The 26,144-nt window shown below is 61.8% G+C and carries 23 protein-coding genes; 8 read left to right on the forward strand and 15 right to left on the reverse strand.

The genetic code is table 11. The features are described from left to right. Positions 1 to 166 precede the first annotated feature (166 nt). Positions 167 to 778, forward strand: a complete 612-nt coding sequence (locus IGS55_RS14570) for a 1-acyl-sn-glycerol-3-phosphate acyltransferase (RefSeq protein ID WP_070289317.1) — start codon at positions 167 to 169, stop codon at positions 776 to 778. 4 nt (positions 779 to 782) lie between these two features. On the opposite strand, the gene IGS55_RS14575 is transcribed toward IGS55_RS14570, so the two are convergent. The 12 genes from IGS55_RS14575 to tssK form a co-directional block, all read right to left on the reverse strand. Beyond that, positions 783 to 1,343: a HupE/UreJ family protein gene (locus tag IGS55_RS14575; protein WP_230516242.1), complete on the reverse strand. Its 561-nt coding sequence runs from the start codon at positions 1,341 to 1,343 to the stop codon at positions 783 to 785. Beyond that, positions 1,340 to 1,978 carry an urease accessory protein UreG gene (ureG, locus tag IGS55_RS14580; RefSeq protein WP_034751932.1) on the reverse strand — a complete coding sequence of 213 codons (639 nt, stop codon included), beginning with the start codon at positions 1,976 to 1,978 and terminating at the stop codon, positions 1,340 to 1,342. Before ureG ends, IGS55_RS14575 begins: the two co-directional genes overlap by 4 nt. A 23-nt stretch (positions 1,979 to 2,001) precedes the next feature. Next, positions 2,002 to 2,682, reverse strand: coding sequence for an urease accessory protein UreF (locus IGS55_RS14585; protein WP_230516408.1), 681 nt, complete (start codon positions 2,680 to 2,682; stop codon positions 2,002 to 2,004). Further along, entirely contained in the window at positions 2,682 to 3,206 is a 525-nt protein-coding gene (gene ureE / locus IGS55_RS14590) for an urease accessory protein UreE (protein ID WP_230516243.1), read from the reverse strand. Before ureE ends, IGS55_RS14585 begins: the two co-directional genes overlap by 1 nt. Before the next feature lie 12 nt (positions 3,207 to 3,218). Further along, complete coding sequence (gene ureC / locus IGS55_RS14595) at positions 3,219 to 4,919, reverse strand: urease subunit alpha (RefSeq protein WP_230516244.1); 1,701 nt, start codon at positions 4,917 to 4,919, stop codon at positions 3,219 to 3,221. Position 4,920: 1 nt separating this feature from the next. Next, positions 4,921 to 5,250 carry an urease subunit beta gene (locus IGS55_RS14600; RefSeq protein ID WP_034751935.1) on the reverse strand — a complete coding sequence of 110 codons (330 nt, stop codon included), beginning with the start codon at positions 5,248 to 5,250 and terminating at the stop codon, positions 4,921 to 4,923. 21 nt (positions 5,251 to 5,271) lie between these two features. Continuing rightward, positions 5,272 to 5,574, reverse strand: a complete 303-nt coding sequence (locus IGS55_RS14605) for an urease subunit gamma (protein WP_230516245.1) — start codon at positions 5,572 to 5,574, stop codon at positions 5,272 to 5,274. Positions 5,575 to 5,586: 12 nt separating this feature from the next. After that, the gene (locus tag IGS55_RS14610) at positions 5,587 to 6,453 is read right to left on the reverse strand and encodes an urease accessory protein UreD (protein ID WP_230516246.1); all 867 of its coding nucleotides are present in this window, start codon (positions 6,451 to 6,453) and stop codon (positions 5,587 to 5,589) included. A gap of 130 nt (positions 6,454 to 6,583) precedes the next feature. Continuing rightward, positions 6,584 to 8,800, reverse strand: coding sequence for a two-component system response regulator (locus IGS55_RS14615; protein WP_230516247.1), 2,217 nt, complete (start codon positions 8,798 to 8,800; stop codon positions 6,584 to 6,586). Positions 8,801 to 8,974: 174 nt separating this feature from the next. After that, on the reverse strand, positions 8,975 to 11,140 hold the full coding sequence (locus IGS55_RS14620; RefSeq protein WP_230516248.1) for a sensor histidine kinase: 2,166 nt from the start codon (positions 11,138 to 11,140) through the stop codon (positions 8,975 to 8,977). Continuing rightward, positions 11,137 to 14,226, reverse strand: coding sequence for a sensor histidine kinase (locus tag IGS55_RS14625; RefSeq protein WP_230516249.1), 3,090 nt, complete (start codon positions 14,224 to 14,226; stop codon positions 11,137 to 11,139). Before IGS55_RS14625 ends, IGS55_RS14620 begins: the two co-directional genes overlap by 4 nt. Positions 14,227 to 14,337: 111 nt before the next feature. Beyond that, positions 14,338 to 15,684, reverse strand: a complete 1,347-nt coding sequence (tssK, locus tag IGS55_RS14630) for a type VI secretion system baseplate subunit TssK (RefSeq protein WP_230516250.1) — start codon at positions 15,682 to 15,684, stop codon at positions 14,338 to 14,340. A 174-nt stretch (positions 15,685 to 15,858) separates the two neighbouring features. On the opposite strand from tssK, the gene tssF reads away from it, so the two are divergent. The 7 genes from tssF to IGS55_RS14665 all read left to right on the forward strand — a co-directional run bounded on the left by tssF (position 15,859) and on the right by IGS55_RS14665 (position 25,127). Then, entirely contained in the window at positions 15,859 to 17,664 is a 1,806-nt protein-coding gene (tssF, locus tag IGS55_RS14635; protein WP_230516251.1) for a type VI secretion system baseplate subunit TssF, read from the forward strand. After that, positions 17,628 to 18,653 (forward strand): type VI secretion system baseplate subunit TssG, encoded by a 1,026-nt coding sequence (tssG, locus tag IGS55_RS14640; RefSeq protein ID WP_230516252.1) that lies wholly within the window; start codon positions 17,628 to 17,630, stop codon positions 18,651 to 18,653. The genes tssF and tssG overlap by 37 nt, the downstream gene beginning before the upstream one ends. A 29-nt stretch (positions 18,654 to 18,682) precedes the next feature. Then, complete coding sequence (locus IGS55_RS14645) at positions 18,683 to 18,937, forward strand: PAAR domain-containing protein (RefSeq protein ID WP_230516253.1); 255 nt, start codon at positions 18,683 to 18,685, stop codon at positions 18,935 to 18,937. Between the two features lie 12 nt (positions 18,938 to 18,949). Further along, positions 18,950 to 21,547 (forward strand): type VI secretion system Vgr family protein, encoded by a 2,598-nt coding sequence (locus IGS55_RS14650; protein WP_230516254.1) that lies wholly within the window; start codon positions 18,950 to 18,952, stop codon positions 21,545 to 21,547. After that, a complete protein-coding gene (locus IGS55_RS14655) occupies positions 21,544 to 23,466 on the forward strand; it encodes an esterase/lipase family protein (protein WP_121669911.1) in 1,923 nt (640 codons plus the stop codon). The genes IGS55_RS14650 and IGS55_RS14655 overlap by 4 nt, the downstream gene beginning before the upstream one ends. Before the next feature lie 89 nt (positions 23,467 to 23,555). Further along, a complete protein-coding gene (locus IGS55_RS14660; RefSeq protein ID WP_230516255.1) occupies positions 23,556 to 24,575 on the forward strand; it encodes a T6SS immunity protein Tli4 family protein in 1,020 nt (339 codons plus the stop codon). Between the two features lie 72 nt (positions 24,576 to 24,647). Next, positions 24,648 to 25,127, forward strand: a complete 480-nt coding sequence (locus IGS55_RS14665; RefSeq protein ID WP_230516256.1) for a GNAT family N-acetyltransferase — start codon at positions 24,648 to 24,650, stop codon at positions 25,125 to 25,127. Between the two features lie 4 nt (positions 25,128 to 25,131). Here the strand turns inward: IGS55_RS14665 and IGS55_RS14670 are convergent, their stop codons facing one another. The 3 genes from IGS55_RS14670 to IGS55_RS14680 all read right to left on the reverse strand — a co-directional run bounded on the left by IGS55_RS14670 (position 25,132) and on the right by IGS55_RS14680 (position 26,142). After that, complete coding sequence (locus IGS55_RS14670; protein ID WP_230516257.1) at positions 25,132 to 25,305, reverse strand: hypothetical protein; 174 nt, start codon at positions 25,303 to 25,305, stop codon at positions 25,132 to 25,134. 179 nt (positions 25,306 to 25,484) lie between these two features. Beyond that, on the reverse strand, positions 25,485 to 25,757 hold the full coding sequence (locus IGS55_RS14675) for a hypothetical protein (protein ID WP_230516258.1): 273 nt from the start codon (positions 25,755 to 25,757) through the stop codon (positions 25,485 to 25,487). Position 25,758: 1 nt separating this feature from the next. Beyond that, on the reverse strand, positions 25,759 to 26,142 hold the full coding sequence (locus tag IGS55_RS14680) for an Imm1 family immunity protein (RefSeq protein ID WP_230516409.1): 384 nt from the start codon (positions 26,140 to 26,142) through the stop codon (positions 25,759 to 25,761). Positions 26,143 to 26,144: the final 2 nt, after the last annotated feature.

Raw genomic sequence — 26,144 nt, forward strand, 5'->3', positions numbered from 1 at the left:
CATGGTTAAAATGGCAGTACGAACAGCCCCGACACCGCATGAATAGCGGCCTCGGCTGCTTGTCGCCATCGCCAGCCCCGTATAGAATGCCTGCGCAGAATTTTTGCTTCAAGGAAAATGGCCACCAGCGCCATCCCATTAAGAATAGTGTCACTGAAGGGTATCAATGGACGATTTATTTGTACAAGCGGGCGACTTGCCGACCTGGCACCAGCGCTGCGCGCTGCGCGTGCTGCACCTGTTCGGCTGGCGCCTGCGCTTCCGCCCCTTGCCGGGGCCGCGCGGCATCGCCGTCGTCTACCCGCACACGTCGAACTGGGATTTCATGGTGGGCCTGTTCGGAAAATGGGCGCTGTCCTTGCCGTTCCGCTGGCTGGCCAAGGATTCCTTGTTCCGCGGCCCCATGGGCAAGGTGCTGCGCTATCTCGGCGGCGAACCCGTCGACCGCAGCACCACCAGCGGCACGATCCAGCGCCAGGCCGAACGCATGCTGGCCGCCGACTGGTACTGGCTGGCCATCACGCCGGAAGCGACGCGCAGCTACCGTCCGAACTGGAAAAGCGGCTTTTATCACCTGGCCCTGGCGGCCAAGGTGCCCTTGCTGCTCGTCTACATCGACTATCCGAACAAGGTGCTGGGCGTCGTCGACCATTTATACTTGACGGGCGACAAGGAGGCCGACATGGCGGCGATTGCCGCCGTGTATGCGGGCCACCAGGGCTTGCACCCTGAAATGGCGGCGCCCATCGTGCTGTCCGACAAGCGCCCCGGCGCTTAAACGATTAAGCAAGCCCCATCAGCACCACGCCGGCGGCCGTCAAGGCCACGCCGGCCACCCGCAGCATGCGCTCGGCCAGCACCTGGCCGGTGAAACGTCCGGCACACAGCAGAAAAGCCGAGGCCAGCATGAAGCCGCACGCGGCCGAGGCGGCCGGCAATTCCTGGCCGTGGGCGTTGCCATGCGCCAGCGCAAACAGGCCCACCAGTCCCATACCGAGCCAGTTCGGCAAGGCCAGCGCCAGCGCGATGACCAGGCCGACCAGCGCCACCGTGGCGGCGATGCCCGTTTCCAGCCCGGGTACCGTCAAGCCCGCCATGCCGGCCAGCGCGCCAAGCAGCATCATGCCGAGAAACGTGGCGGGCTGCGCCAGACCGCGGCGCTGCTGGCCGCCCCAGATGCCCACGCCCAGCATGGCCAGCAAATGGTCGATGCCCGTGAACGGATGGGCGAAACCGGCCAGGAAGCCCACGCTCTCGCCGTGGCCGGGGTGGGCCATCGCAGGCAAGGCCAGCAGGCACAGGGCAGCCACGGCGGTGGTTTTCTTCATCAGTGTTGCGCTCATTGCAGCTCCTTGCCTGGTTGATCGAGCAAACCTTGCTCGCGGATAAAATCGATGACCACCTGCACCCCGTCGCCGCTGCGCAGGTTGGTGAACACAAACGGGCGCGCGCCGCGCATGCGCTTGGCGTCCTGCGCCATGATGTCCAGATTGGCACCCACGTATGGCGCCAGGTCCGTCTTGTTGATGATCAGCAAATCGGAGCGCGTGATGCCGGGCCCGCCCTTGCGCGGGATTTTTTCGCCGCCCGCCACGTCGATCACGTAAATCGTCAGGTCCGACAATTCCGGGCTGAAGGTGGCGGCCAAGTTATCCCCGCCCGATTCGACGAGGATCAAATCGAGGTTGGGAAAATCGGCCTGCATGCGCGCGATGGCTTCCAGGTTGATGGACGCATCCTCGCGGATGGCCGTGTGCGGGCAGCCGCCCGTTTCCACGCCCATCAGGCGCTCGGCCGGCAAGGCGTCCGCGCGCAGCAGGATTTCCATGTCTTCCTTGGTGTAGATGTCATTCGTGATGACGGCCATGTCGTAGCGCTCGCGCATGCCCTTGCACAGCATTTCGCACAGGGCCGTCTTGCCCGAGCCGACGGGCCCGCCGATGCCCACGCGCAGCGGATTGGAGGTGATCGATGTCATAGTATGGTCTCTCGTTGTCATGTTCAGGAACGGTACAGGCGGCTGTACTGCACTTCGTGGCGCATCGACAGCAGCGACAGGCCGGGCGCCCAGTTGCCCATTTCGTCGTCTGGCAAGGTTTGCGCCGTCAGCGCCGCCGCTTCCAGGTCCGGCCGCAGCGACAGCAGCAGGCGCTGCCCCGCCACCTGCCCCAGCGGCACGGATTTCACGCACACCAGCACCTGGTTTTCCGCCCAGGCGAACAGCATGGCCAGCAGCGCCTCTTCGCGCGGAATGGCCAGCGCCGCCACGGCGCAGGCATACGCGGTGGGTAGCGCCACCTCGAGCTGGCCCTGCAGCATGTCGATCAGGACGCCGTCGGCCACGCCCAGTTCGGCCAGCAATTTGGTCAGGGAATAGCCCATCTGGATCGTTTCGGCGCGAAATTCCGCCGTGTCGCGCGACGCGATGAAACGCTCGCTCCAGCGCTGCACGGCGCGCAAATCCTGCGTCTCGAACGCTTGCATCAAACGCCAGCACAAAGGCGCTTCCCAGCGCGCCACCACCTGCGCCAGATGCTCGGCGATCCACGCGCGCGCCGTGGCCGCGTCGTGCACCAGGCTTGACTCAAGCGCCGCTTCCAGCCCCTGCGAATAGCTGTAGGCGCCGATCGGCAAGGCCGGGCTGGCGAACTGCAGCAAATGCAGCAGGGCCGATGCCTGCATCACGCGGCGCCTGGCACATCGCCGGGACGGTGGATTTTCTGCCGCAGCGGCACGGGCGCCAGCAAGTGCTGGCCGTGGCCGTCGTGGTGGCCATGGCCGCCGCCGTACGCGCCCGCCTCGGGCTCGAACGGCGCGCTTTCTTCCGTCACCATCGCCTGCAAGCCTTCCAGCATTTCCTTCAGCACGACGTCCTTGCGGATGCGCAAAAAGCCGTCGCCCACCTGCGCCTGCGTGTGACGGTTCCCCAGGTGAAAAGCGCAACGCAGCAGGGTGTGCGCATCGGCGCAGCGCACCAGGTAGGTCGGTTCGCGCGCGGCGACGATCTGCACCACCTGCCCGCCCGGCCCCGTCATGCGCTCGCCGTCGCGCAGCACCGTGCCGCGCACGGTGAACACGGCCACGTCGTCGCCATTCGACAGCACGGCGCGCAGCCGGCATTTTTCGCGCTGGTCGTAGGGCAGCACGAGTTGGGCAACGGCGGCGCGAGGATCGTGAGCCGCCAGTTTGGTATGCAAAGTCAGCATGATGTCTCCCGCTTAAAATAGAAAATAGCGCTGCGCCATCGGCAGCACGGCGGCCGCTTCGCACACGAGCAGCTGGCCGTCGGCGCGCACGGCGTAGGTTTCCGGGTCCACTTCCATGTGCGGCGTGGCGCCGTTGTGGATCATGTCGTGCTTGCGCAAGCCGCGCATGTTCTTCACGGCGATGATGGATTTATTGAGTTTGAGCTGGTGCCCGATATCGAGGTCGTAGGCCGTCTGCGAGACAAAGGTGAACGACTTTTTCAGGCCGCCGCCGAAGGCGCCGAACATCATGCGGTAATGCACGGGCTGCGGCGTGGGAATCGAGGCGTTCGGGTCGCCCATCTGCGCGGCGGCGATCATGCCGCCTTTTAAAATCATCGACGGCTTGACGCCGAAAAACGCGGGTTTCCACAGCACGATGTCGGCAATCTTGCCCGCCTCGATGGAACCGACCACGTGCGCAATCCCGTGCGTGATGGCCGGGTTGATCGTGTACTTGGCGATGTAGCGCTTGGCGCGGAAATTGTCGCTGCGTGCCGTGTCGGGCGCCAGGGCGCCCCGCTGCACCTTCATCTTGTGCGCCGTCTGCCAGGTGCGCATGATCACTTCGCCCACCCTGCCCATCGCTTGCGAATCGGACGACATCATCGAGATGGCGCCGATGTCATGCAGGATGTCTTCCGCGGCGATGGTTTCGCGGCGGATGCGCGACTCGGCAAAGGCCACGTCTTCGGCAATGGCCGGGTCCAGGTGGTGGCATACCATCAGCATGTCCAGGTGCTCGTCGAGCGTGTTGACGGTAAACGGGCGCGTGGGATTCGTCGACGAAGGCAGCACGTTGGACTGGCCCACGGCGGCGATGATGTCGGGCGCATGGCCGCCGCCCGCCCCTTCCGTGTGAAACGTGTGGATGGTGCGGTCCTTGAAGGCGGCCAGCGTATGTTCGAGGAAGCCGCCCTCGTTGAGGGTATCGCTGTGCAGCGCCACCTGGATATCCATGCGGTCGGCCACCGACAGGCAATTGTCGATGGCGGCCGGCGTGCTGCCCCAGTCTTCGTGCAGTTTCAGGCCGATGGCGCCCGCGCGCACCTGTTCTTCCAGCGGCAGCGGCAGGCTGACGTTGCCTTTGCCCATGAAGCCCAGGTTCATGGGGAAGGCGTCGGCCGCCGCCAGCATCGCGTGCAAATGCCACGGTCCCGGCGTGCAGGTGGTGGCGGCCGTGCCCACGGCCGGTCCCGTGCCGCCGCCCAGCATGGTGGTCACGCCGCTCATCAGCGCTTCCTCGATCTGCTGCGGGCAGATGAAGTGGATGTGCGTGTCGACGCCGCCGGCCGTGACGATCATGCCTTCGCCGGCGATGATCTCGGTGGCGCCGCCGATGGCCAAAGTGACGCCGGGCTGGATGTCGGGATTGCCCGCCTTGCCGATGCCGAAGATCAGGCCGTTTTTCAAGCCGATATCGGCTTTGACGATGCCCCAGTGGTCGAGGATGACGGCATTCGTGATGACGGTATCCATCACCTCGGCCGCGCAGCGCTGCGACTGGCCCATGCCGTCGCGGATCACCTTGCCGCCGCCGAATTTCACCTCTTCGCCGTAGATCGCATAGTCATGCTCGATCTCGATGAACAGTTCCGTGTCGGCCAGGCGGATACGGTCGCCCTTGGTGGGGCCGAACATCTCGGCATATGCGCTGCGGGGAATGCTGGCCATCTCAATCCTTTCCCGGTGGAGTGTCTTGCAGTTCGCCCATCACTTCGCCGTTGAAGCCGTAGACCTTGCGCTCGCCCGCCAGCGCCACCAGTTCCACCGTGCGCTGCTGGCCAGGCTCGAAGCGCACGGCCGTGCCGGCCGTGATGTTCAGGCGCATGCCGTAGGCGCGCCAGCGCTCGAAGGCCAGCGCCGGATTGACTTCAAAAAAGTGGAAGTGCGAGCCGACCTGTATCGGCCGGTCGCCCCGGTTGGCCACCACCACGGTGGCCGTGGCGCGCCCGGCATTCAAGCTGATTTCGCCTTCTTCCAATTGGTATTCGCCTGGGGTCATGAGGGGCTCCTTCTCAAAAAACTACGGTATCGGGTGGTGGACTGTCACCAGCTTGCTGCCATCGGGGAAGGTCGCTTCCACCTGGATGTCGGGGATCATCTCGGCGATGCCGTCCATGACGTCGGCGCGCGAGAGTATCTTGGTACCGTCCGACATCAGCTGCGCCACCGACTTGCCGTCGCGCGCGCCTTCCATGATGACGGCGCTGATCAGGGCCACCGCTTCCGGATAATTCAATTTCAAGCCGCGCGCCAGGCGCCGTTCGGCCAGCAGCGCGGCCGTAAAAATCAGCAGCTTGTCTTTTTCGCGGGGAGTCAGGTCCATGTTCTTCCTTCTTCAAGTGTTCCAGATGCGAGGCACGACGGCGTCGCGTCCCAGCATGGCGGGGCGCAGCAGCTGCCATGCGGCCAGCATGATGCGGCGCGCCGCCTCGCTGTCGCCGCACAGCAGGCGCACCACCACCAGCGATTTCATGTGCGTGGCGCCAAACGCGGCGCCGGCCGGCACGGCGATCCCGCGCACGGCCGCCAGCACGGCCGGCGCAACTGGCATGCCGACTGCGATCAGGGTGGCGCACACCGTGTGGCCCGCCAAGCCCAGCGGACTGGCCATCAGCGCGCCGTCGGCGGCCAGCACACCCTGCTCCCACCACAGCAGCTTGCCGCCACGGCGGATCCGCACCTGCTGGCTGATACTGCCCGTATTGAAAACTTCGCCCGAGGCGCTGCGGCCCAGGCAGACGATGTCGCAGCCGATGTAGCGGGCGTCCTGCGCCAGTTCCACCTCGTGGCGCAGGCGCACGCACGCCTGGTCGAAAAAAATGCTTTCCTGCGGCAGCCACTCGATGGCCGCGCCGCTACCGGCGTGCAGCACGATGTGCTGGCCCGAGACGTGGCCGTTGGCGCGGTACCACTTGGCGGCGCCCGGCGACGTGAGCAAGGCGTGCGCGCCCTCGCCCACCGTGGCGTCGACGGCCAGCTGGTCGCCGCCCACGACGCCGCCGGGCGGATGGATGATGATGGCGTGGCAGACGGCGCCGCCTTCCGGGTACAGGGGCTTTTGCACGCGCAGGGGGCCGCTGTGCGTGCGCTCGACGAGGCGGCTGACGCCATCATGCAAGGCAAAGCCCAGGCGCAGCTGCGCCTGCCATGCGCCGTGTGCGCTGGCTGGTAAAGGCGTGACTGGTCGGGTGCTGTCTGGCATGCGGGGCAATCGCGTAAATAAGCGATTACCTAAGCAGGATATGTGCCAGCGTCAGGGGAAGGAAAAGTGAGAATCGTGCACCGCGCTGCGGCGGGCGCACCGGCATGGTGCATCTGCCGCACCGCGGCGCTTAGGCCGCAGCCACTGTCACGGCCAGGGTGCGCCGTTCGCGCAGCAAGGCCGTGAAGGCTTCCGCGGCCAGGGGGCGGCTGAAAAAATAGCCCTGCATTTCATCGCAGCCGTGTTCCGTCAGGAAGTCGACCTGTTCGCGCGTTTCCACGCCTTCTGCGATGACGCGCATGTCGAGGTTGTGCGCCAGCGAGATGACGGAACGGGCGATGGCCGCGTCGCTGCTGCTGGTGGTGACGTCGTCGACGAAGGATTTGTCGATCTTCAGCACGTCGATGGGAAAGCGTTTCAGGTAGCCGAGGCTGGAATAGCCGGTGCCGAAATCGTCGAGCGAAATACCCACGCCGATATCCTTCAGGCGCGTAAGGGCCGCCACGGCCTTGTCCGGGTCGCCCATCACCGTGCTTTCCGTGATCTCGATGCCGAGGCAGGCGGGCGCGATGCCGTATTTGCGCAAGGCCGCCTCGACGAAAGGCACCGTGCGGTCTTGCGCGAACTGTTTGCCGGACAGATTGACGGCCACCTTGATGCTGCCCAGGCCAGCGTCGTGCCAGGCGCGGATTTGCGCGCACACGCTTTCAAGCACCCATTCGCCGATGGCCGTGATCGAGCCGTATTCCTCGGCCAGCGCGATGAACAGGCCGGGCGGCACCTTGCCCAGTACCGGATTATCCCAGCGCAGCAGGGCTTCCGCGCCCAGCAAGGCGCCCGTGCGCAAGCACATCTGCGGCTGGTAGTGCACTTCGAATTCATCGCGGCAGATGGCGCCGCGCAACTGCTGCTGCATCGCCAGGCGGGCGCGGATATCGCTGCCCATGCGCTCCGTGAAGAAGGCGTAATGGTCGCGCCCCATTTCCTTGGCGCGCACCAGGGCCGTGTCGGCGTGGCGCAGCACGTCGTCGAGGCTGTCGCCGTCGGCCGGGCACATCGCGATGCCGATGCTCGTCGTCAGCGCCAGGCGTTCGCCATCGACGCTGAGTTCCTCGCGCAGGCCGGCCAGGATGGTTTGCGCCAGCCCCAGGGTACGCCCCAGCAGGGCATCGTCCTGCAGCAGGATCTGGAATTCGTCGCCGCCCTGGCGCACCACCGTGTCGCCTTCGCGCACGCAGCCGGACAGGAAACGCGCCACCACTTGCAGCGCCTTGTCGCCGACGGCCTGGCCGTGCGAATCGTTGATGTTCTTGAAGCGGTCCAGGTCGAGGCACATCAGCACCACCTGCTGGCTGTCGCGCGCGGCGTTCGCGCGCGCCTGTTCGAAGCGCTCGCGCAGCAGCACGCGGTTCGGCAAACCGGTCAGCGCATCGTGGTAGGAAAGGAAATCGATCAGATGCTGCTCGGCCTTGCGCTCGCTGATGTCGAGGAAGACGCCGATATAGTTGACGACGGCGCCGTCGGGCCCGTGCACGGTGGAGACGCTGAGCAGGCAGGGATAGGTGTCGCCGCTCTTGCGCCGCGTCTGCACCTCGCCCGACCAGCAGCCGCTGCTGCGCAAGCCCTGGCGCAGGGCCAGCAGCACCGCTTCGCCCGTGTATTCGGCATGCAGGCGCATGATGTCCGTGCCCACCACTTCCTGCGCCGCGTAGCCGGTGATGCGCGTAAAGGCGGGATTGGCCGTGACGATGACGCCAGCCGCATCGGTGATCAGGATGGCGTCCTGGGTCGCTTCGAAGACCTGGCCCGACAGGCGCAGCAATTCTTCATTGGCGCGGCGGATCTGCACTTCGCGCGCCAGGGTGCTGGCCACTTGCTCCAGTTCGGCCGTGCGTTCGGCCACCCTGCGTTCCAGGTTGGCGCGCTCCTGCGCCAGCTGCAGCTGCGCCCGCGCCAGGCGCACGTGGGCGTCCGTGCGGGCCAGGATTTCCTCGGCCTGGAAGGGTTTGGCGATGAAATCGACGGCGCCCAGCGCAAAGCCGCGCACCTTGTCGTCCGTATCGTACTGGGCCGACAGAAAGATCACCGGCACCTGGCGCAGGGACGGTATCTCCTTCAGGCGGCGGCACACTTCAAAGCCGTCGAGGCCGGGCATGCGCACGTCGAGCAGGATCAGCTCGGGCGGGCGCGCCTGGGCCGTCCACAGGGCCAGTTCACCGTTCGGCGCCTGGCGCACGGCATAGCCGGCGCCGCCCAGCAAATCGCTCAACAGCTTCAGCGAAGCCGGCGTATCTTCAACGATCAGTACTTCGCCCTTCGAGTTCACTTCCGAAAAATCGCGGTGCATGTAGCAGTTCTCTCAGCTTTGGATGAGGCGCGGCGGTCGGTTGCCACGCTGGACAAGACATTTTTTTGCGATGAACTACGTACTATCATCATAATCTTTATTGCAATTTAGCACCATCCATCGGCGCTACTTAGTCGTTCTTTTCAGCGAATCCGATGTTGTCAGCCCACACTTTCAAGCGTGCGCCAGCACGCCTTCTTTCTCCAGCAAGTCGCACAGCTGGCGGTACTGATGCTGGTCGAGCATGGACTGCAGCGGCGCCAGCAACGGCGCCGCCACCGCGGGCAGGGCCGCCAGCAGCTGCGCCACCCTGGCCAGGTTCAATTCGCGCAGCGCCACCAGCAAGGCGGCGCGTTCTTCCCCGGTCAGCAGCAGCAAATCTTGCGCCCGCAGCGCCGGCCGCACCTCGGGCGCCGGCGACACGGGCTGCGGCACGGGCACCTGCAATGGCGCCTCGGCCGCCTGCGCGGGGATGCTGAAGCTGAAGACGGCGCCCTGCCCCGGCGTCGATTCCACCGTCAGTTCGCCTTCCATCAGCTGCACGAATTCGCGCGAGATGGCCAGGCCCAGGCCCGTGCCGTCCTTGGGTCCCGCGCTGTCGGCCTGCACGAAGGGCTCGAAAATGCGCTGCTGGTCTTCCGGGGCGATGCCGATGCCCGTGTCGCTGACGGCGAACGACAGCATCCATTGACCGCCACCGCGCCGCTCGGCGCGCACGCGCAGGGTGACTTCGCCGCCGCCGGCAAACTTGACGGCGTTCGACATCAGGTTCAGCAGCACCTGGCGCAAGCGCGTCGCGTCGAGCAGCACGGCCGCCGGCAGGCCCGCGCAATCGAGGCGCAAGGCCAGCCCCTGCTGCTCGGCGCGCATGCCCAGCATGTCCATCACTTCCTGCAGCAGGGGCGCCAGCGCCACCACGGCCGTCTGCGCCTGCAGGCGCCCCGCCTCGCCCTTCGACAATTCGAGGATTTCATTGATCAGGGTAAGCAAATGATTGCCGGAGCGGTGGATGATGGCCAGGTTGCGCTTTTCATCGTCCTGCATGTTGGGCGAGGCGGCCATCAGGCGCGAAAAGCCGATCACGGAATTCAAAGGCGTGCGCAGTTCATGGCTCATGTTCGCCAGGAAGGTGCTCTTGGCGCGGTTCGCCGCCTGCGCCTGGCTGACGGCCACCGACAGGGCGCTCGTGCGCTCGGCCACCAGTTCTTCCAGGTGATGGCGGTGGCGCAGCAGTTCCAGTTCGGCCTCGCGGTGCGCGGTGATGTCGTAGTTCGACCCCACCAGGCGCATGGGCCGGCCCTGCCCGTCGCGGAAGATCACGGCATCGGCCTTGATGTAGCGGATGGCGCCATCGGGCCACAGGATGCGGTATTCGTGCGTGAACGCCTGGCCGGCGCCCAGCGCGGCGCGCAGGGCCTCCTTGGCGGCCGGCACGTCGTCGGGCATCAGCGCCGCGCGCCAGATCGCCGCCGGCGCCGTGCCGCTGTCCGCATCGGCCCTGAACTGCGCGTACATCTGCTCGTCCCACTGCAAGGCGCCGTTGATCACGTTCCAGTCCCAGATGCCGATGCTGGCCGCGCCCGTGGCCATCTGCACGCGCTCCTCGCTGCGCTGCAAGGCGCGGTAGCGGCTGTCGAGCAGCGCCACCATCTCGCGGATGGAACGGTACAGCGTGCGCAGCTCGCCCAGGAACCACGCTTTCGGCGGCGTGCCGAACGCTTCGCCCTGCCCTGCCTGGATGCCGGCCGCATACTGGCCGATCGCCTTCAGGGGCTTGAGCATCAGACACCACATGAGCAGCCAGATGCCGGCCACGAGGATCACGTCGAGCGCCACGATCATGGCGCCGATGCCCAGCGCGCGTTGCCGCAGCTGCGCGTGCAGCAGGGCCGGCGTCGCATACACGGCCACGCTGCCGATGACTTGTGCGCCCATCGTCACGGGACGCCGCTGCACCAGCCAGTCCGGCTCCGCGGACAGCGAGGAAAAGCTGCCGATGGCGCCGTCCGCGGTGCGACGCAGGACCAGCGCGTCCTTGCCGATGCCCGGCGTCAGCGAGCTGGCCATCAAGTCGCGCTTGCCCAGCATGCTGCGCATGATGGCCTGCAGCTGCTTTTCATCGAGATTCCACAAGGGCAGTTCGATGGCCACGGCCAGCTGGTCCGCGCTGACGGACAGGCTGCGCTGCAACTGCTGCCAGCGCTGATCGCGTTCGGACTGGTAAAACAGCACGGCAAACACCAGCAGCAGCGCGGTGACGACAAAGGTCAGCGCCACGCTGACGGCCAGCACGATGGACACGCCGCCCAGGCGCGCGCCCTTGGATGGGTGAAGCGTCATGCGTCTTCGCCCTGCGGCTCGCTGGCCGGCTGCGCCAGCAAGGCGCACAGCGGCTGGTATTGATGCTGTTCCAGCATGGCGGCGATGTGCGCTGCCAGCTGCGGCAGGCTGGTCGCCACGCCGGCCAGCACGATGGCGCTGCGCCGCAAATCGAGGGCTAGCACGGATGCGAGCAGCGCCTGGCGTTCGTCCGCGCCCAACTGGCCCAGCGACTGCTGCAGGTCAAATGGCGCGACCGGCACGCGCGGCGGCGCGGCGCCGGTGCGCTGGAAGCGCAGGCCCAGCTGCTGCTCCAGCATGGCGAACAGGTGTTCCTGCTCGATCGGCTTGCGCAGGAAGCCGTCGGCGCCGGCCGCCAGCGCCTCCTGTTTTTCTTCTTCGAAGGCGGAGGCGGTCATGATCACCAGGCGCGGCTGCACCAGCGCCGGCTGCGCGCGCAGCCAGCGCGTCAGCGCCAGGCCATCCATGTCCGGCATGCGCCAGTCGCTGAGCACGATGTCGTAGCGCTGCGCCGCCAGCATGGCTTGCGCCTGCACGCCGCCCGCCGCTTCCTGCAGCTGGAAGCCCAGCGGCGCCAGCAAGCCGGCCAGCAGCTTGCGGCAGTTGTCGTCATCGTCGACCAGCAGCACCGTGCGCCCGCGCTGTGCCAGCGGCAGGCGCGCCACGCGGCCCGGCGCCAGCGCCGCGATGGCCGGCTGCCGCAGCACCGGCGCGCGCAGCTCGAAACTGAAGCGGGAACCGGCGCCCAAGGTCGATTCGACGCGCAGCTCGCCGCCCATCAGGCGCACGAATTCGCGCGAAATGGTCAGCCCCAGTCCCGTGCCGGCCTGCGCCACGGCGCTGTCGGCCTGCACGAACGGTTCAAAGATGCGTTCCAGGTCCTCTTCCGCGATGCCGCTGCCCGTATCGCGCACGGCAAAGGCCAGCGCCACTTGCCCATCGTCCTCCGCCTGGCAGCCCAGCGACAGTGTCACGCTGCCCTGCTCGATGAACTTGAGCGCGTTCGACAGCAAATTGAGCAGCACCTGGCGCAGCTTGGCGCCGTCGAGGCGCACCAGCGGCGGCACGCCGTCACGTTCGAGCCGCAGCGCGATGCCCTGGTCGCTCGACCGCATGCGCACCATCTCGAGCACTTCGTCGAGCAAGCCATTCAAGTCCACGGGCCCCGCTTGCAGCTGCATGCGGCCCGCCTCGATTTTCGACAATTCCAGGATGTCGTTGATCAAGGTGAGCAAATGGTGGCCGGCGCGGTTGATGATGGCCAGGTTATGCTTTTCTTCCTCGAACATGCTGCTCGAATCGGCCATCATCTGCGAAAAGCCGATCACGGAATTCAAGGGCGTACGCAATTCGTGGCTCATGTTGGCCAGGAAGACGCTTTTCGCGCGGTTCGCCGATTCGGCCTCGGTGACGGCCACCGACAGGGCGGCAGTACGCTGCTGCACCAGTTCCTCCAGGTGGTCGCGGTAGCCGAGCAGCTCCTGCTCGCTTTGCTTGCGCTCGGAAATGTCGACGATACCGCTGCGCACCAGCCGCCGCCCTTCCATCGGCAAGCGCACCAGCCGCACTTCGCAAGGGAAGATGCTGCCGTCGGCGCGCCGCACATTGCGCTCAACCAGGATGGGTTCACCGAGCATGGCGCGGCGCAGATGCTCTTCCATCATCAGTCCCAGCGGCAGACCATCGGGCTGCTCGCCCGTGTACAGGTCGAACGGCCCGCGCGCCAGCAGCGCTTCGCGCGACATACCCAGCATGCGCTGCGCGCTGCTGTTGGCGTCGATAAAACGGTCCAGGTCCAGGTCATACACGACGATGGCTTCGGGCGCATGCTCGACGAGGATGCGGAAGCGCTGCTCGCTTTCACGCGCCTCGCCCTCGGCGCGGCGCAAACGACGGCGCTGCAGCAGCAAGGCGCTCAGCATGCACGCCATGGCGAGAAACACGGCGCCAGCCGACAGCACGGCCGCGCGGTGCTCGTGCCACAGCTGCGGCGGGCGGTTGAAGAACAGGGTGTTCGGCGGCAGCCGGCTGATGTCGGCATCCCAGCGCTGCAGCTGCTCCCAGTCATACATGGGCACGGGACGGACCGGCGGCAGCAAGGCGCCCGGTGCGGCTGGCGCCTTGCCGGCCAACACGGCCAGCGACATCTGCGCCACCTGCTGCGCGGCCCCTTCGATGTGCAGGATGGAGCCGCCGAGGATGCCCTTGCCCACGTTCGTGTTGTACATGCCGAAGGCGGGCACGTTCGCCAGCCGCGCCAGTTCCCCGGCAAACTGCACGGGCGTGGCGATGGCGCCGTCCACGTCGCGGTTGACATTGCCCGTCACCAGCAGCGTATCGGCGGGCAGGCGTGCCACCTTCGCGCGCATCTGCGCCAGGGTCAGGCCGTCGAGATATTCCATGAAAACGATACCCTGCCACGCCTGCGCCGCCTGCTGCATGCTGCGCTTCAAGGCCTGGTCGGCCTCGCTGGCACCGACGGCCATGACGATGGTTTTGGTTTCCGGGAACAGCGCCATCGCTTGCGCCAGGGTACCGGGAAAATCGACGTTCGCCTTTTGCTGCCAGATGGCCAGCGGGCTGCCTACCGGCAAGGCCTTGCCCGAGGTGTTAATCGCCAGCACGGGCACGCCGCGCGCCAGCGGCGCCAGGTCCGACAGCAAAAAGTCGAGCGCCGGCTGCTGCATGGCAACGATCAGGTCAGCCTTGCGCCCCATCATCTGGGTGTATCTTAAAAGCAACAAATCACGCATCTCGTTGCGCAGCGCCGGGTCGCCCTGGGTATTGAGGTTCAGGTGCTCGACCATGATGTCTTCGCTGGCCAGGCCCGCGGCGGCCATGGCGGCCACATAGGTGCGCGTGTACGATTCCACGCCGGCGCGGCCGTAATCGTAGGCATTGAGGACCAGCACGCGCTGCCCCCGGTGCGGCGGCGCGGCGCTTGCAGCCAGGGCCGGCGCGGCTGCGGCGACGCATAGCATCAACAGCAATGCGCGGCCACAGCGGCGCACCGCTGCCCTGCCCATCCCGCCGCCAGGCACATCACGCACATTCGCCATGCCCATGCTCACTCTCGCTGTCACCATGTTTCACCATTGCGCTGACTGCTCAGCGACCGACACTTACAAAAACATGATAACGTCAACTGCCGGGGCAAGTCTATTGCTTAGGGCAATCTTTTGACAAGACAACCATCGTTACGCGGCGGTGCCGCTGATGCCGAACAATTCAAGCTTCAGCCCCTTTATGCCAGACGGCACATAAATCGCAATCGCCTGGGCCTTGATCATGCCGTCATAAATGCTGCCCTTGTTATCGATCGAAAAGTAATAGGTATTGGGCCGCACTGGCACTTCAGCGGGAACCTGGGCCATATGACGCAACTCGGCACCCGGAAGTGCCCTGCCAAGCAATAGTTCGATATTGTCCGGAGACGATATTTTGAACTGCAACGGCACCGTGGCAACCAGTTCCAGCGCCGGCATATCGGCGTTGACCGCAAGACAGAGTTCAGTCTGACGGTCAATCCGCTTGGCATCGAGCAAGCCGTGATAGTGGGTGTTTTGTTGTGTGTCGTTGGACAGTGCAATCGGGAAGTAACGCGACAGGAGCACCGTATCGATCAAGTCGCGAATGATGCCATCGAGCTTGCCGAAACCGGGAGCCGCGTCATCGTGACAATACGCCGGCAAATCGCTCAGCGTGTATTTTTTCGAGAACGTCATCAAGCCGCCGGCCAATGCCATCAATTTTTCAAACAAATACACAGGATGATGGCGCCGGTAACTGGCGCAATGACCGAGCGTGGCGCTGGCCGTGCTCAGTGTATTGAGCATCCAGAATGAGGAAACATCCCCGCCATGAAATTCAACCGTATTGTTACCGGGTTGACGGTGGCGGCTGTACAGCGCCTCGATTTTCGCGCCCATGCGGTCGATCAGCGAATCAAGCATTTTCTGCAGCGAAGACTCGGCGCTGATGGTCAGGCCAGGCGGAATGAAGGAGGCATCGATTTCAAAGCTGCCATTGCCAGCGCGGTATAAACGGATCACCGGGATGGCAAGATAATCATGCAGAGGGTCCAGTTGCGACAGCAGATACACGCGCTTCTTCAGGTAAGCGACGTCTATGCTAACTGCCTCGCTGTACAGATCCGGGGTTTCGATATCCGCCTGGACATAGCGCGCGCCTGCGGAGCTCACATTGCCGCCATGTGCTTGCAGCGTCGGCAACGCGGCGTAAAAAGTAAAACTATGTTCGCTGGAAGGCAGCTTGGACAGGTCAACCGCACTGGGCAATACATCGCCAAGCGGCGCCTCAAAGAATTCTCCATCCTGAAAGACGAGCGACATGGCGTCCGCCCGCAGGCTATTGTTGGCCAGTGCATCCGCATTCCAGCTGACGCCGTGCACGCCCCATAAATGTGGATTGATGAGTGAGGCCAGGCGTTGCAGGCGCGCTTCATGGTAGCGGTCCAGTTGCTGGAATTGCTGGGGACCGATGGCCAGCCCCTCGGACCAAAGTAATTTGGATGGCAATGTCATTGCATTCTCCATGTTGGCTGTTGAAATCTTGCTTCCTTGCCAGTCTGATGTTGCCAGTTTGAAAGTCCTTGATGTTGCGCAGCATCCCTGCTCAATTATTGCGCAAACGCAATTTCCCTCTGAGGAAACGCTTGGATACTGGCCATTCCGCCGCGCAGACACAGGAAAATGAAAATGGAGGACTTGCTGCCGTATTTCGAACGCGAGCTGGTGATGCTAAGGCGGCATTGCCGTGAGTTCTCCGAGCGCTATCCGAGAATCGCCGGCAAATTGCACATGTCCGGCGAGTCTTGCGAAGATCCGCACGTCGAACACTTGATCGAATCGGTGGCCATGCTGGCGGCCCGTATCTCGAAACGGCTCGATGACGACTATCCGCAATTTACCGAAGCCCTGTTCGAAGCCCTGTTCCCGCATTATCTGCGCCCCTTTCCATCGTCCACCATCGTGCATCACTCCACCCCGGCGGCTGGAGCGGGTGTAATGCACCTGCCGGCCGGCAGTGAAATGGACGCCACGCCGGTGCGCGGCGTACGCTGTCGCTTCAAGACGGTCTACGACATGACGACCGGAGCATCGGTATTGGAAAGCGCGGTTTTCGATGCGATGATCAAGCCGCCGCCAGGCGTACGCCTGCCAGCACAAGCCAGTTCCTCGCTGAACATCGGCATCCGGCATCTCGACGCAGCGCCCGCATCACTGCGCGTTTTCATCGATGGTGAAGCTTCTTTTTCCGCCGCATTGCGCGATGCCCTGTTCATGCATGCAATCTGCGCTTTTGTGTCCATCGACGCGATGCAGTGGATGGCATTGCCCGCCGTTCCCTTGGCGCCCGTCGGCTTCGCCGACACGGATGCCTTGATACCTTTCGGTGCCCGTTCGCAACCGGCCTACCGCATCCTGAGCGAGTATTTTGCGTATCCGGAAAAATTCAATTTCTTCGACATCGATATCGCGGCGCTGAGCGCCACCCTGCCGCCTGATTGCCAGCGCTTTACCCTGCACCTGTGCATGGCCGGTTTGCGACCCGATTCCGCTGCGGCGCGCATGTTGTCCAGCATTTCCAGCGAAAACTTGAAGCTGGGCTGCAGTCCGGCGATCAACCTCTTCCGCCAGGAAGGCGTGCCGATCGCCATCACCCGACAGAAAATCGACTATTCCGTGCTGGCCCATGCCACCCATGCGCATGGTTACGAAGTCGTCTCCATCGACTCTGTGCGTTTGCTGCGCCAACGGGGAGGCGAAAGCACGCTGACCGAATTTCGCCCGCTGTACAGCCTGCGCCATGGCGAGGGCGCGGCGCAACAAGGCCATTACTGGATCATGCGCCACGACATGGCTTTGGCCATGAAAAGTCCTGGCCACGAAAAGAAAATCACGCTGGTCGACAGCGGCTTCAATCCCTTGATCAACGAAAAAGCCAGCTTGTCGCTGTCGCTGACATGCAGTAACCGCGACCTTCCGCTGTCACTCAAATACGGCCAGCCGCAAGGAGACTTGCAACCGTGCTGCGGCGGACCGGCACTGCACATGCTGCGACGCCCCAGCCAGCCGCGATGCTTTTCACCGGGCGCGGGCCTGCATTGGCGGCTGATTTCGCACCTGACGCTGAATCATCACGCGCTGGTTCAGGAAGGCCTGCCGGCGCTGCGCGAAATGCTGACACTGTATGACCAGTCCCAATCGGCAAGCTCGCAACGCCAGATCGGCGGTATCGTCGCGCTCGCGCACTTGCCGACCACGACATGGATGCGGCACAAGCGCGGAACCTCGCTGGCGCATGGCGTGGAGGTACGCATCACGCTGGACGAAGAAGCGTTCGTCGGCAGCGGCATGCACCTGTTTGTGCAGGTGATCGATCACTTTCTTGGGCTGTATGTGCAAATCAACAGTTTCATCGAACTGGTGGTGCTGTCACTGCAAAGCGGAGAGGAGCTGATCCGATGCAAACCAAGAAGCGGACTGCAGAATCTGGTGTAGTACAACACCTGCTGGCCGAACCATACCGCTACCAGTTCGTGCAGGCGGTGCGTATTCTGCTGTGCTGGCTACGCGAGCAGAACGTGTCCCATGCGCAAGCCTTCGGCCAGGTGCTGCGCTTCAAGAACAGCTTGTCCTTGAGTTTCCCCGCCAGTGAAATCGAACAGCTATCTCTCGACGACAATGAACAACTGACCTTGATGCCCACTTTCATGCGTTTTCTGGGCGTCGGCGGCACCCTGCCCTTGCATCACTCGGAACGCATCGCCGCCTACCGCTTGTCGAGCAAAGATGCTGGCGTCTCGGCCTTCCTCGATATCTTTTCGCACCGCATGCTCACGCTGTATTACCTGGTATGGGAAAAGTATCGGCTGGAATCCACGCTGCAGACCCAGGCAAGGGATGTACAACGGCCCTTGCTGACGGCACTGGCCGGCGTGCGGCGCGGTGCGCTGCCGTCGAGCGGCGAAGCTGACGCCGTGACGCAGGATGTCGCGGCCTGGTACGCGGGTCTGCTGCGCTGCCGCCCCGTCTCCGCGCAGGCGATTGGCCCCGTGCTGGCCGAGTACTGCGGCGTACCCGTCACCGTGCAGCAATTTGTCGGTGGCTGGGACTATCTGGAAAAAAACCGGCGCAGCCTGCTGTGTAGTGTCAACTTTACCCTGGCGCGTGGCGCAACGCTTGGCCTGCGGCTGTGGCGTCAGGACATGCGCGTCTGCCTGCATATCGGCCCGCTGGATCACGCTGGCCTGCAACGCTTCCTGCCGCGCAGTACCGGCGCGGCGGCACTGGCAAAGATGCTGGCGCTGTTTGGCGTACCAGACTTGCAATATGAAGTGCGGCTGATATTGAGTCCGCCATGCATTACCCCCCTGCTCCTGAGCTCCAACCCGTCAGAAAGACGGCGGCTTGGCTGGACGACGTTCTTGCAGACAACACCAGGCAAGGTACGCGGCGCCGAAGTGCGTTATCTGCTGCAACTGACCTGAGCAGCCCATCACTGGAAAGCGAGGCAAGCATGAAACATGCGGGACGCGGCGTCATCCGGCTCGGAGACGCAACCGATCACGGCGGCAAGGTCACCAGCGCATCATCGGGCAGCACCGTGATGGGAAAGACGGCGGCGCTGGCCGATGACACAACCTTTTGCCCCAAGTGCAAGGGCAGCTTTCCGATCACGTCGGACGGCGCCGGCGCAAGACACATGGGCAAGCCGTACGCCTATGACGGCGACGCCACCGCCTGCGGCGCCCGCCTGATCACATCGCTATAAGGGAGGCAGGTCATGCATGCAAGCATCCAGGCGGCACTGTCGGCCTTCGACCTCGCCGCGCAGGAGCGGCGCCTGCTGAAGGTCGACTTCCCCCATGAAGATGGGCCAGCCGGCGCCATCCTGCTGGTCAATTCGCTGACCGCCAGGGAGGAGGTATCGCGCGACTTCCGTTTCGAGGTCGAATTGCTGTCCGATGATGCGCATATCGCGCTCAAGGCCATGATGGGCCGCATGGTGACCATTTCCATGGTGCGCGACGATGGTACGCTACGCTACTTTAACGGCTATGTGGGCGAGTTTTGCCTGCTGCGCGCCGATGGCGGCTTTGCGTGGTACCGGATGGTGCTGCAACCATGGCTGGCCTTCGCCCGGCTGCGCCAGGACAATGTGTCCTTCCATGGCCAAAGCGTAATGCAGCTGACCGAAACGACATTTGCGCACTACGGGCAGCGCGACTGGAAAACCAGCATCCATGGCGACGATCCGCAAATCACCTGCGCCAACCAGCACAATGAAACCGACTACAACCACCTGCACCGGCGCTGGGAGGCGCTCGGCTGGCATTACTGGTACGAGCACCGCGCCGATGGCCATACCTTGTGGCTTGCGGACAACAGCACCCTGGCTGGCATGATCGCCACGACATCCGGCGACGGCGCCATGCGCTTTCACTCCGAGTCGGGTTCCCTGGAAGACGACGGCCTGCAACAATGGCAAGCCGTGCGCCGGATCGGCTCCGGGCAACTGACCTTGGCCAGTTTCGACTATAAAAATCCGCAGCCACGCCTTGCCAGCGGCTACTCGCTGAATCGCCAGGGCGATGTCTTTGCGCACGAGTTGTATGAAAACACGGGCGCCTATGGTTATAGGAATGTCGATGACGGGGAATCCCTGGCACAGCGCCGCATGGAAGAAAGCGACCATCTGCGCCAGTATTTCGAGGCGGCAGGCAATCACCGTGGCGCACAGCCCGGCCTTTGTTTCCGGCTCGATGGACATTTCAGCGCCGAGGAAAAGCGCTATCAGCCTGGCGAGGAGCGTCCGGACAGTATCGCCGAACGCGAGTACCTGATCCTGTCAGTCGAGCATAGCGCCAGCAACAATTATCAAGCGGGCCCCAGCGCGCCATCGGATTATGCGAACACGCTGGTATGCGTGCGGCGGGACATCCGCTGGCGCCCGGGGCGCGGCTACAACAGCACGCCCTGCCTCGTTGCCGGTGTGCAGACGGCACTGGTGGTCGGGCCGGCCGGGGAAGACATCCATACCGATGCCCTGGGACGCATCCGCCTGCAATTTCACTGGGACCGCCTGGGCAAATTCGATGAGCGCAGCTCGCCATGGATACGCGTCATGATGCCGATGGCGGGAGCGCAAATGGGACAGATCGCCTTGCCACGCGTGGGCCAGGAAGTCGTCGTGCAATTTCAGGACGGCAATATCGACCACCCCATCGTCATCGGCGTCGTCTACAACAGCGCCAATCCGCCGCCGTGGCAACTGCCGCAGCAGCGGGCCCTGTCCGGCGTGCGCAGCCGCGAACTGGGCGCCCGCAGCGCCAACCACCTGGTACTCGACGATACCAAGGGGGCGATCCAGGCACAGTTGCGCAGCGAGCACCAGGATAGCCGGCTGTCATTGGGCAACATCACCCGCATCGACGACAACGCCGGCCGCAAGGAAGCGCGCGGCGCGGGTTTTGAATTGGCCAGCAATGCCTGGGGCGCCCTGCGCGCCGCCAAAGGCATGCTGATCACCACAGAAACACCGGCAAGCGCCGCTTCGATCAAACAGCTCGACGAAACGCAGTCCCGCCTGGCGCAGGCACGCCAACTACAGCAAGGCTTGGCCGGCACGGCCGTCGACGCAGGCGCGCAAGACAGTACCGCGCAACAGGGTGCCGTGGCCGACGCCATCCAGCGGCAAAACGCCGCTATCAAGGGAGGTGGCGGCGATTTCCCGGAGCTGTCCGAACCACATCTGGTACTGGCCAGTCCGGCCGGTATCGAACTGAGCACGGCCCAGTCCATCCACCTGGCCGCCAGCGAGCATGTAGCGCTCACCAGCAGCAAGCATATTTCACTCGCCAGCGGCGACAGCATGTTTGCCAGCATCGCCAAAAGCTTCAGCCTGTTCGTGCACAAGGCCGGCATGAAACTGATCGCCGCCAGCGGCAAGGTAGCCATCGAGGCCCACAGCGACGAGGTGGAAATCCTCGCCCGGAAAGTGCTGTCGCTGATCAGCGAAGCGGACTGGGTCAACATCAAGGGCAAGAAAGGCGTACGCCTGCACGGCGCCAACCACATGCTGGAAATCAGCGACAAGGTGCAGTTCTTCACCTCCTCGCCCGTGCTCTTCAACGGCAACCTGGAAACCCTGGCGCCGAAGAGCGTATCGCAGGAATTTAATGAGAGGCCAGTAGCGCGTTTTGATCAGGCCGTTCGACTGCTGCAAGTCGATGGCACACCCGCTCCCGATATAGCTTTTGAGTTAATACGCGAAGATGGCCACAGAATCAGTGAAAAGAGTAGCAGTGACGGACACACCCCAGTACAGAAAGGAGACGGCATGGATAGCTACACAATACGCTATAAGGGAGAACTTCCATGAATGACGATACGGATCTGAATGAACATGGCAATCACCAAGGCGAATTTCGGCAGACTGTTGGCGGATGGGCTGAGTACACCGTCAATATGACTGAAATAAACGACACGATTCGTCATGACGTAACCATTCCTCCTGGGAAAATAATTCCTATCATCTTTTTACCAGGCGTGATGGGTAGTAATTTACGCATGAGCAAGGTACGTCAGAAAGAGCTGGACAAAAGCGATAACATCTCCTGGAGGCCAGATGACATGATGAGCGTGGCCGGAAAATGGAGTGTCGTAGAAGGTTATGGCATCGGTGGATGGTATAAAAATGCATCACCGAGAGATCGACAGATGGCCCTCGACCCAAATGAAACCGAGGTCGAATATTATATTTACAGCACAAATCAAGGAAGATTTGAACCAAGTGGCAACATCACAGGACTTTCCGATTTTCGTCACACCAACATTCCACATGATTTTGCTGGAGTGCCGCCATTGATTGCCATTAGTCCAAGAAAAATAAAAGAGAATGCAAAGTACAACATTCCAGGAATAGTAGATACCTCCTTACCCCCAGCCTTGCGTGAAACACCGGCACAAATTGCACGTTGGCGCGGCTGGAGCGAGATACTTTTTATTGGGGCTTATGGTGAAATGCTAAAGACTGCGGAATTTTTCATGAATAACATTGTCAGAGACAAAAATATTCTTCCCCATTGGCAGATAAGAGATATTCACTCCAAGAAAAATCAAGGTCCATATCCTGAAATTTCAAAATTAGTGCTACAAGCACCCAGCGCCTTCGGTGCCACATCCGGTACTGCAATTACAGAGACTGATCTAAAAAAAATATCTCCATGCTGGTATCCTGTTCACGCCATGGGCTACAACTTCTTGCAGAGCAATGCTATCTCCGCCGGCGTCATCGCTGAGCGGATACGTGGACTTGTCAAAGGCTATGTGGGCTGCGGATTCAAATGCGAAGAGGTCATTCTCGTCACACATAGCATGGGAGGTCTACTTGCCCGCACCTTAATGCATCCAAGTTATGGAAATCTTGTTAACGACAAGGAAGTAAAAGTACTTGGCGTCTATCATAACGTCATGCCGTCGATAGGTGCCGCAAGCGCCTATAAACGTATGCGCTTCGGTTTTCTGGAAAAATCTGGCCCATTCAATAAAAAGACGGCACAAGTTCTGGGAATTGACGGAGAGCATGCAACTGCAATGGTAGCAAATGCTCCAGCTGCATTGGAAATGATGCCGAGCGTTGCCTACGGCGCGAATTGGCTCAAAGTCGTGGACGACAAAGATCGAATTTTATGGAGCTGGCCGCAAGAAGGTCAGAACGCACTCGATAGCATTTATCTACGACCAAGCAGTAATTGGTGGCGCCTTATTAATCCAATGTGGGTGAATCCAGCAAACATTTCCCATGAAAAAGGTGGCGGACTAAAAAATGTAACCCAGCGAATAAAAGATGCTTTTGCATTTTCACAGTCCATCGAAAAATACTTCCACAAACAAACATACGCTAGTTACTGCGAATCAAAAGACTACCTATCTTATGGCGAGGTAATCTTCAAAGTTACTGACGGCATGGGTGGTGGACTGACAGATTTTTTTAAGAAATTTACGCCTCCTCATGCAGAGAAATGGAAACTAATCAACGATGATGCAAAAGGAATCCTAACCGTTCAAACTGGATCACGCATACTAAAACTCAAGTTGCAGCCTGCAAAAGAGCTTGGAGATGAAACAGTTCCAGCAATCCGGTCTGCCCGCCATATTACAGGAAATATTTTTCGTCATGGATTAGCAGATGGTAGCGGCTATGAACACCAAAATAGTTACTTGAACAAAAACGTGCTTGCATCTATGCTTTACTCCATAATTCAAATCGCAAAATTAGCAAATTGGGATAAAAAATGAAATCAATTTTTATTAAATATATTTTAATAATTTTCATATTTTTCCCTATAATTGCTTGCACAAAAAATTCTATGATTAAGGAGGAAATTATGACCAAAAAAACGAAATTGAATGGGCGATTAGAAAAAATGTTTTCAAAAACTAAATTATTATGTTTCGGCCGCTATGCTTTGGAAGTTCCAGTCGAATCAAAACTTATTATTGGAAGCAATACTATTGACGTGGAAAAAATAACAATAAATAATTTACATTTTAAAATAGAAAAAGACATAGAAGAAATTTTTAAAAGAAATAAGAGCGCAGAAATCACATACAACCTTGAAGGCCCAATTAAAAATAGTTGGCAATTGCGCTATTACAATAGCATTCATGCAAAGGAAATGAAATTTCTATTTTTTAAAACTTATATTACAAAAGGAGATTTTACATTTATTGCTGGAGATGCTGTAGATGTGGATATCGGGGAACGAGAAGAAGAAATTGCTCGTCGACAGCTGCTTCTCGCAAAAAACATACGGCTGCGTGATACGGACGAAATTCCTTCAGATGCTGGGGTTTGCTTCGAACATGGCTTCCTGGCAGAAAATTTATATAAAGAGCAAGAGATTGACAACGTCGGAATTCATTTCCCAAGTATCCCTGATATAACTTTTTCGGTGAGTTCTAATAAGGATGCATACGGCGATTACTCTTCAGAAGAATTTGAGAAGCGACTGCGTAGCGAATTATCTTTGCTCAACCGCATACAGAGTGCAAAAGACATACAGGGGGCGACTTATCCCAAGCGGAACTTGTTACGCGAAGGGAAGCGGGACGTTCAGCATTGGAAGGGGGAAGAGTCACTCATCCTGCGCCCTGATGGAGTACATGATTTTGAATGGGCATTGGTAGGCAAACCGAAAGACATCGCAAATCCATCTGTGCTGGAAGTCAAGATGTACACCAAAGTCGCCCACAACATGGTCGGCGCCGCCGAAGCATCGTCGCTAACCGACGAGGAAGCGATCGCCTTGTGGGACAAGCTGCTGTCCGGCCTGAAGTTCCGCGTGAAAGTGCCGGGTGCGCCGCCGGGCTCGTATTACATCGATCCGGACAAGCCGGCGCAGTGACAGCTGAATAAGCTCATGCTGGCGCCATGCCAGCCATTGCGCTAGCATACTCCTTTTGCCCGGAAAGCCCCCATGCCCATTACCCTGCGCCCCGCCCTGCCCTCCGACATCGACGCCCTGTGGGCCCTGCGCACGGTGGCCGTGCGCGTCAGTTGCGCCACGCACTATGCGCCGGAACAGATCACCGCGTGGACGGCCTCGCCCGTGCCGGCATCGTATGGCGCCATGCTGGCTGCCGGCGGCGGCATCGTGGCGATGCAGGACGAAGCCATCGCCGGCTATGCCATGCTCGATGCGGACAAGCAGGAAGTCGATGCCGTCTTCGTCGATCCCGCGCGCGCGGGACTCGGTATCGGCAAGCGCCTGCTGGCGGCGCTGGAGCAGCTGGCGCGCCAGCGCGGCATAGTGCGCCTGCACCTGTCCGCCTCGCTCAATGCGGAGCCGTTTTACCGGGCTGCAGGTTTTGTTGCCTTGCGCGCGGAGGCGTATGCGCACCCGAGCGGCATCAGCCTGGCCAGCGTGGCGATGGAAAAGGCGCTGGCGGCGGCCTGAACCTTCAATCAGGCACCGCGCCTGCCTCGGACTCGGCCAGGCATTGCTGCAGCTTGGCGATCAGGGCGCGCACTTCGTCGTCGCCCAGGTCCAGCGGGTCGCCGTGCGCGCCGACGGCGATCAGGCAGATGGCAGAGCCGTCGTACCAGGCGTCCAGGCGCTCCTTCCCTTCATTCATATTGTTCTGCCTCATGCTGTAAATGCCTCAGTAAATCGGCTGGCGCCGCGATGCTGGCGCGGCCAGTCGGTCAAAAAAATCGCCGAGCGCGATGGCGCGCGGCTGGAATGTTCCCAGTCGCCGCTGGCGCACAGCCATGACGTTCGGCGGACGGCAAGCCCATTACCTGCTTGAACTTTTCAGGATGCACTACTTTCCCCTACGCCGTCCCATACCCGCAGATGCGGCGCGCACCAGCCCGTCACGATGTCGAGGGCATCGAGTATCACGTCTTCCAGCGGGCCTTCCTGCGTGGCAGGACGCAGTTCCTGCAGCAAACCGGCCACTTGCGCCGCCGTCACGTCGCTGGCCTTGTAGCGCAGCAGGATGGCGCGCAGCGTGAGCAAACCTGACCCGGACTCCAGCGCGGCGAGCAAGTCTGTGTCGATGTCGGCGATGATGGTGTGCGGCATGTCAATCCGCCTCCCAGGCGATGGCGGCCGGCCGCGCGCCGCCCGTCCTGAAAAATGCGGCAAAGGCACGCCGGCAGTGTTCCACGTCCACGCACCAGGCTTCCGGATATTCATCCACCTGGCCATTGGCCAGCAGATAGCTGCAAACGCCGTCGGCGTCCTCGTCGCCCAGCGAGTGAAAACTCAGCTCATCCTGGCCCGACAGATACATCAGCCAGGCATTGCCGCCATTGCGCAGCATACACAGGGCCGGGCCCTGGTCCGCATCGGCCGCCATGGTCAGCCACAGCTCGCACTGGGCCAGCGCGCGCGCTTCCATCAGCGCCTGTTCCAGCGCGACAATTCCATCCACCATGCGCGGCTCGCCGTGCAGATTCAGTTCCATGC

The organism is Janthinobacterium sp. EB271-G4-3-2, assembly GCF_020858035.1.
Taxonomy (GTDB): Bacteria; Pseudomonadota; Gammaproteobacteria; order Burkholderiales; family Burkholderiaceae_D; genus Janthinobacterium; species Janthinobacterium aestuarii.

What these genes read in the sequence shown, in the direction of transcription:
- IGS55_RS14570 (WP_070289317.1), top strand. Translation starts at nt 167, where the DNA reads ATGGACGATTTATTTGTACAAGCGGGCGACTTGCCGACCTGGCACCAG.
- IGS55_RS14575 (WP_230516242.1), bottom strand. Translation starts at nt 1,343, where the DNA reads ATGAGCGCAACACTGATGAAGAAAACCACCGCCGTGGCTGCCCTGTGC.
- ureG (WP_034751932.1), bottom strand. Translation starts at nt 1,978, where the DNA reads ATGACATCGATCACCTCCAATCCGCTGCGCGTGGGCATCGGCGGGCCC.
- IGS55_RS14585 (WP_230516408.1), bottom strand. Translation starts at nt 2,682, where the DNA reads ATGCAGGCATCGGCCCTGCTGCATTTGCTGCAGTTCGCCAGCCCGGCC.
- ureE (WP_230516243.1), bottom strand. Translation starts at nt 3,206, where the DNA reads ATGCTGACTTTGCATACCAAACTGGCGGCTCACGATCCTCGCGCCGCC.
- ureC (WP_230516244.1), bottom strand. Translation starts at nt 4,919, where the DNA reads ATGGCCAGCATTCCCCGCAGCGCATATGCCGAGATGTTCGGCCCCACC.
- IGS55_RS14600 (WP_034751935.1), bottom strand. Translation starts at nt 5,250, where the DNA reads ATGACCCCAGGCGAATACCAATTGGAAGAAGGCGAAATCAGCTTGAAT.
- IGS55_RS14605 (WP_230516245.1), bottom strand. Translation starts at nt 5,574, where the DNA reads ATGGACCTGACTCCCCGCGAAAAAGACAAGCTGCTGATTTTTACGGCC.
- IGS55_RS14610 (WP_230516246.1), bottom strand. Translation starts at nt 6,453, where the DNA reads ATGCCAGACAGCACCCGACCAGTCACGCCTTTACCAGCCAGCGCACAC.
- IGS55_RS14615 (WP_230516247.1), bottom strand. Translation starts at nt 8,800, where the DNA reads ATGCACCGCGATTTTTCGGAAGTGAACTCGAAGGGCGAAGTACTGATC.
- IGS55_RS14620 (WP_230516248.1), bottom strand. Translation starts at nt 11,140, where the DNA reads ATGACGCTTCACCCATCCAAGGGCGCGCGCCTGGGCGGCGTGTCCATC.
- IGS55_RS14625 (WP_230516249.1), bottom strand. Translation starts at nt 14,226, where the DNA reads ATGGTGACAGCGAGAGTGAGCATGGGCATGGCGAATGTGCGTGATGTG.
- tssK (WP_230516250.1), bottom strand. Translation starts at nt 15,684, where the DNA reads ATGACATTGCCATCCAAATTACTTTGGTCCGAGGGGCTGGCCATCGGT.
- tssF (WP_230516251.1), top strand. Translation starts at nt 15,859, where the DNA reads ATGGAGGACTTGCTGCCGTATTTCGAACGCGAGCTGGTGATGCTAAGG.
- tssG (WP_230516252.1), top strand. Translation starts at nt 17,628, where the DNA reads ATGCAAACCAAGAAGCGGACTGCAGAATCTGGTGTAGTACAACACCTG.
- IGS55_RS14645 (WP_230516253.1), top strand. Translation starts at nt 18,683, where the DNA reads ATGAAACATGCGGGACGCGGCGTCATCCGGCTCGGAGACGCAACCGAT.
- IGS55_RS14650 (WP_230516254.1), top strand. Translation starts at nt 18,950, where the DNA reads ATGCATGCAAGCATCCAGGCGGCACTGTCGGCCTTCGACCTCGCCGCG.
- IGS55_RS14655 (WP_121669911.1), top strand. Translation starts at nt 21,544, where the DNA reads ATGAATGACGATACGGATCTGAATGAACATGGCAATCACCAAGGCGAA.
- IGS55_RS14660 (WP_230516255.1), top strand. Translation starts at nt 23,556, where the DNA reads ATGACCAAAAAAACGAAATTGAATGGGCGATTAGAAAAAATGTTTTCA.
- IGS55_RS14665 (WP_230516256.1), top strand. Translation starts at nt 24,648, where the DNA reads ATGCCCATTACCCTGCGCCCCGCCCTGCCCTCCGACATCGACGCCCTG.
- IGS55_RS14670 (WP_230516257.1), bottom strand. Translation starts at nt 25,305, where the DNA reads ATGAATGAAGGGAAGGAGCGCCTGGACGCCTGGTACGACGGCTCTGCC.
- IGS55_RS14675 (WP_230516258.1), bottom strand. Translation starts at nt 25,757, where the DNA reads ATGCCGCACACCATCATCGCCGACATCGACACAGACTTGCTCGCCGCG.
- IGS55_RS14680 (WP_230516409.1), bottom strand. Translation starts at nt 26,142, where the DNA reads ATGGAACTGAATCTGCACGGCGAGCCGCGCATGGTGGATGGAATTGTC.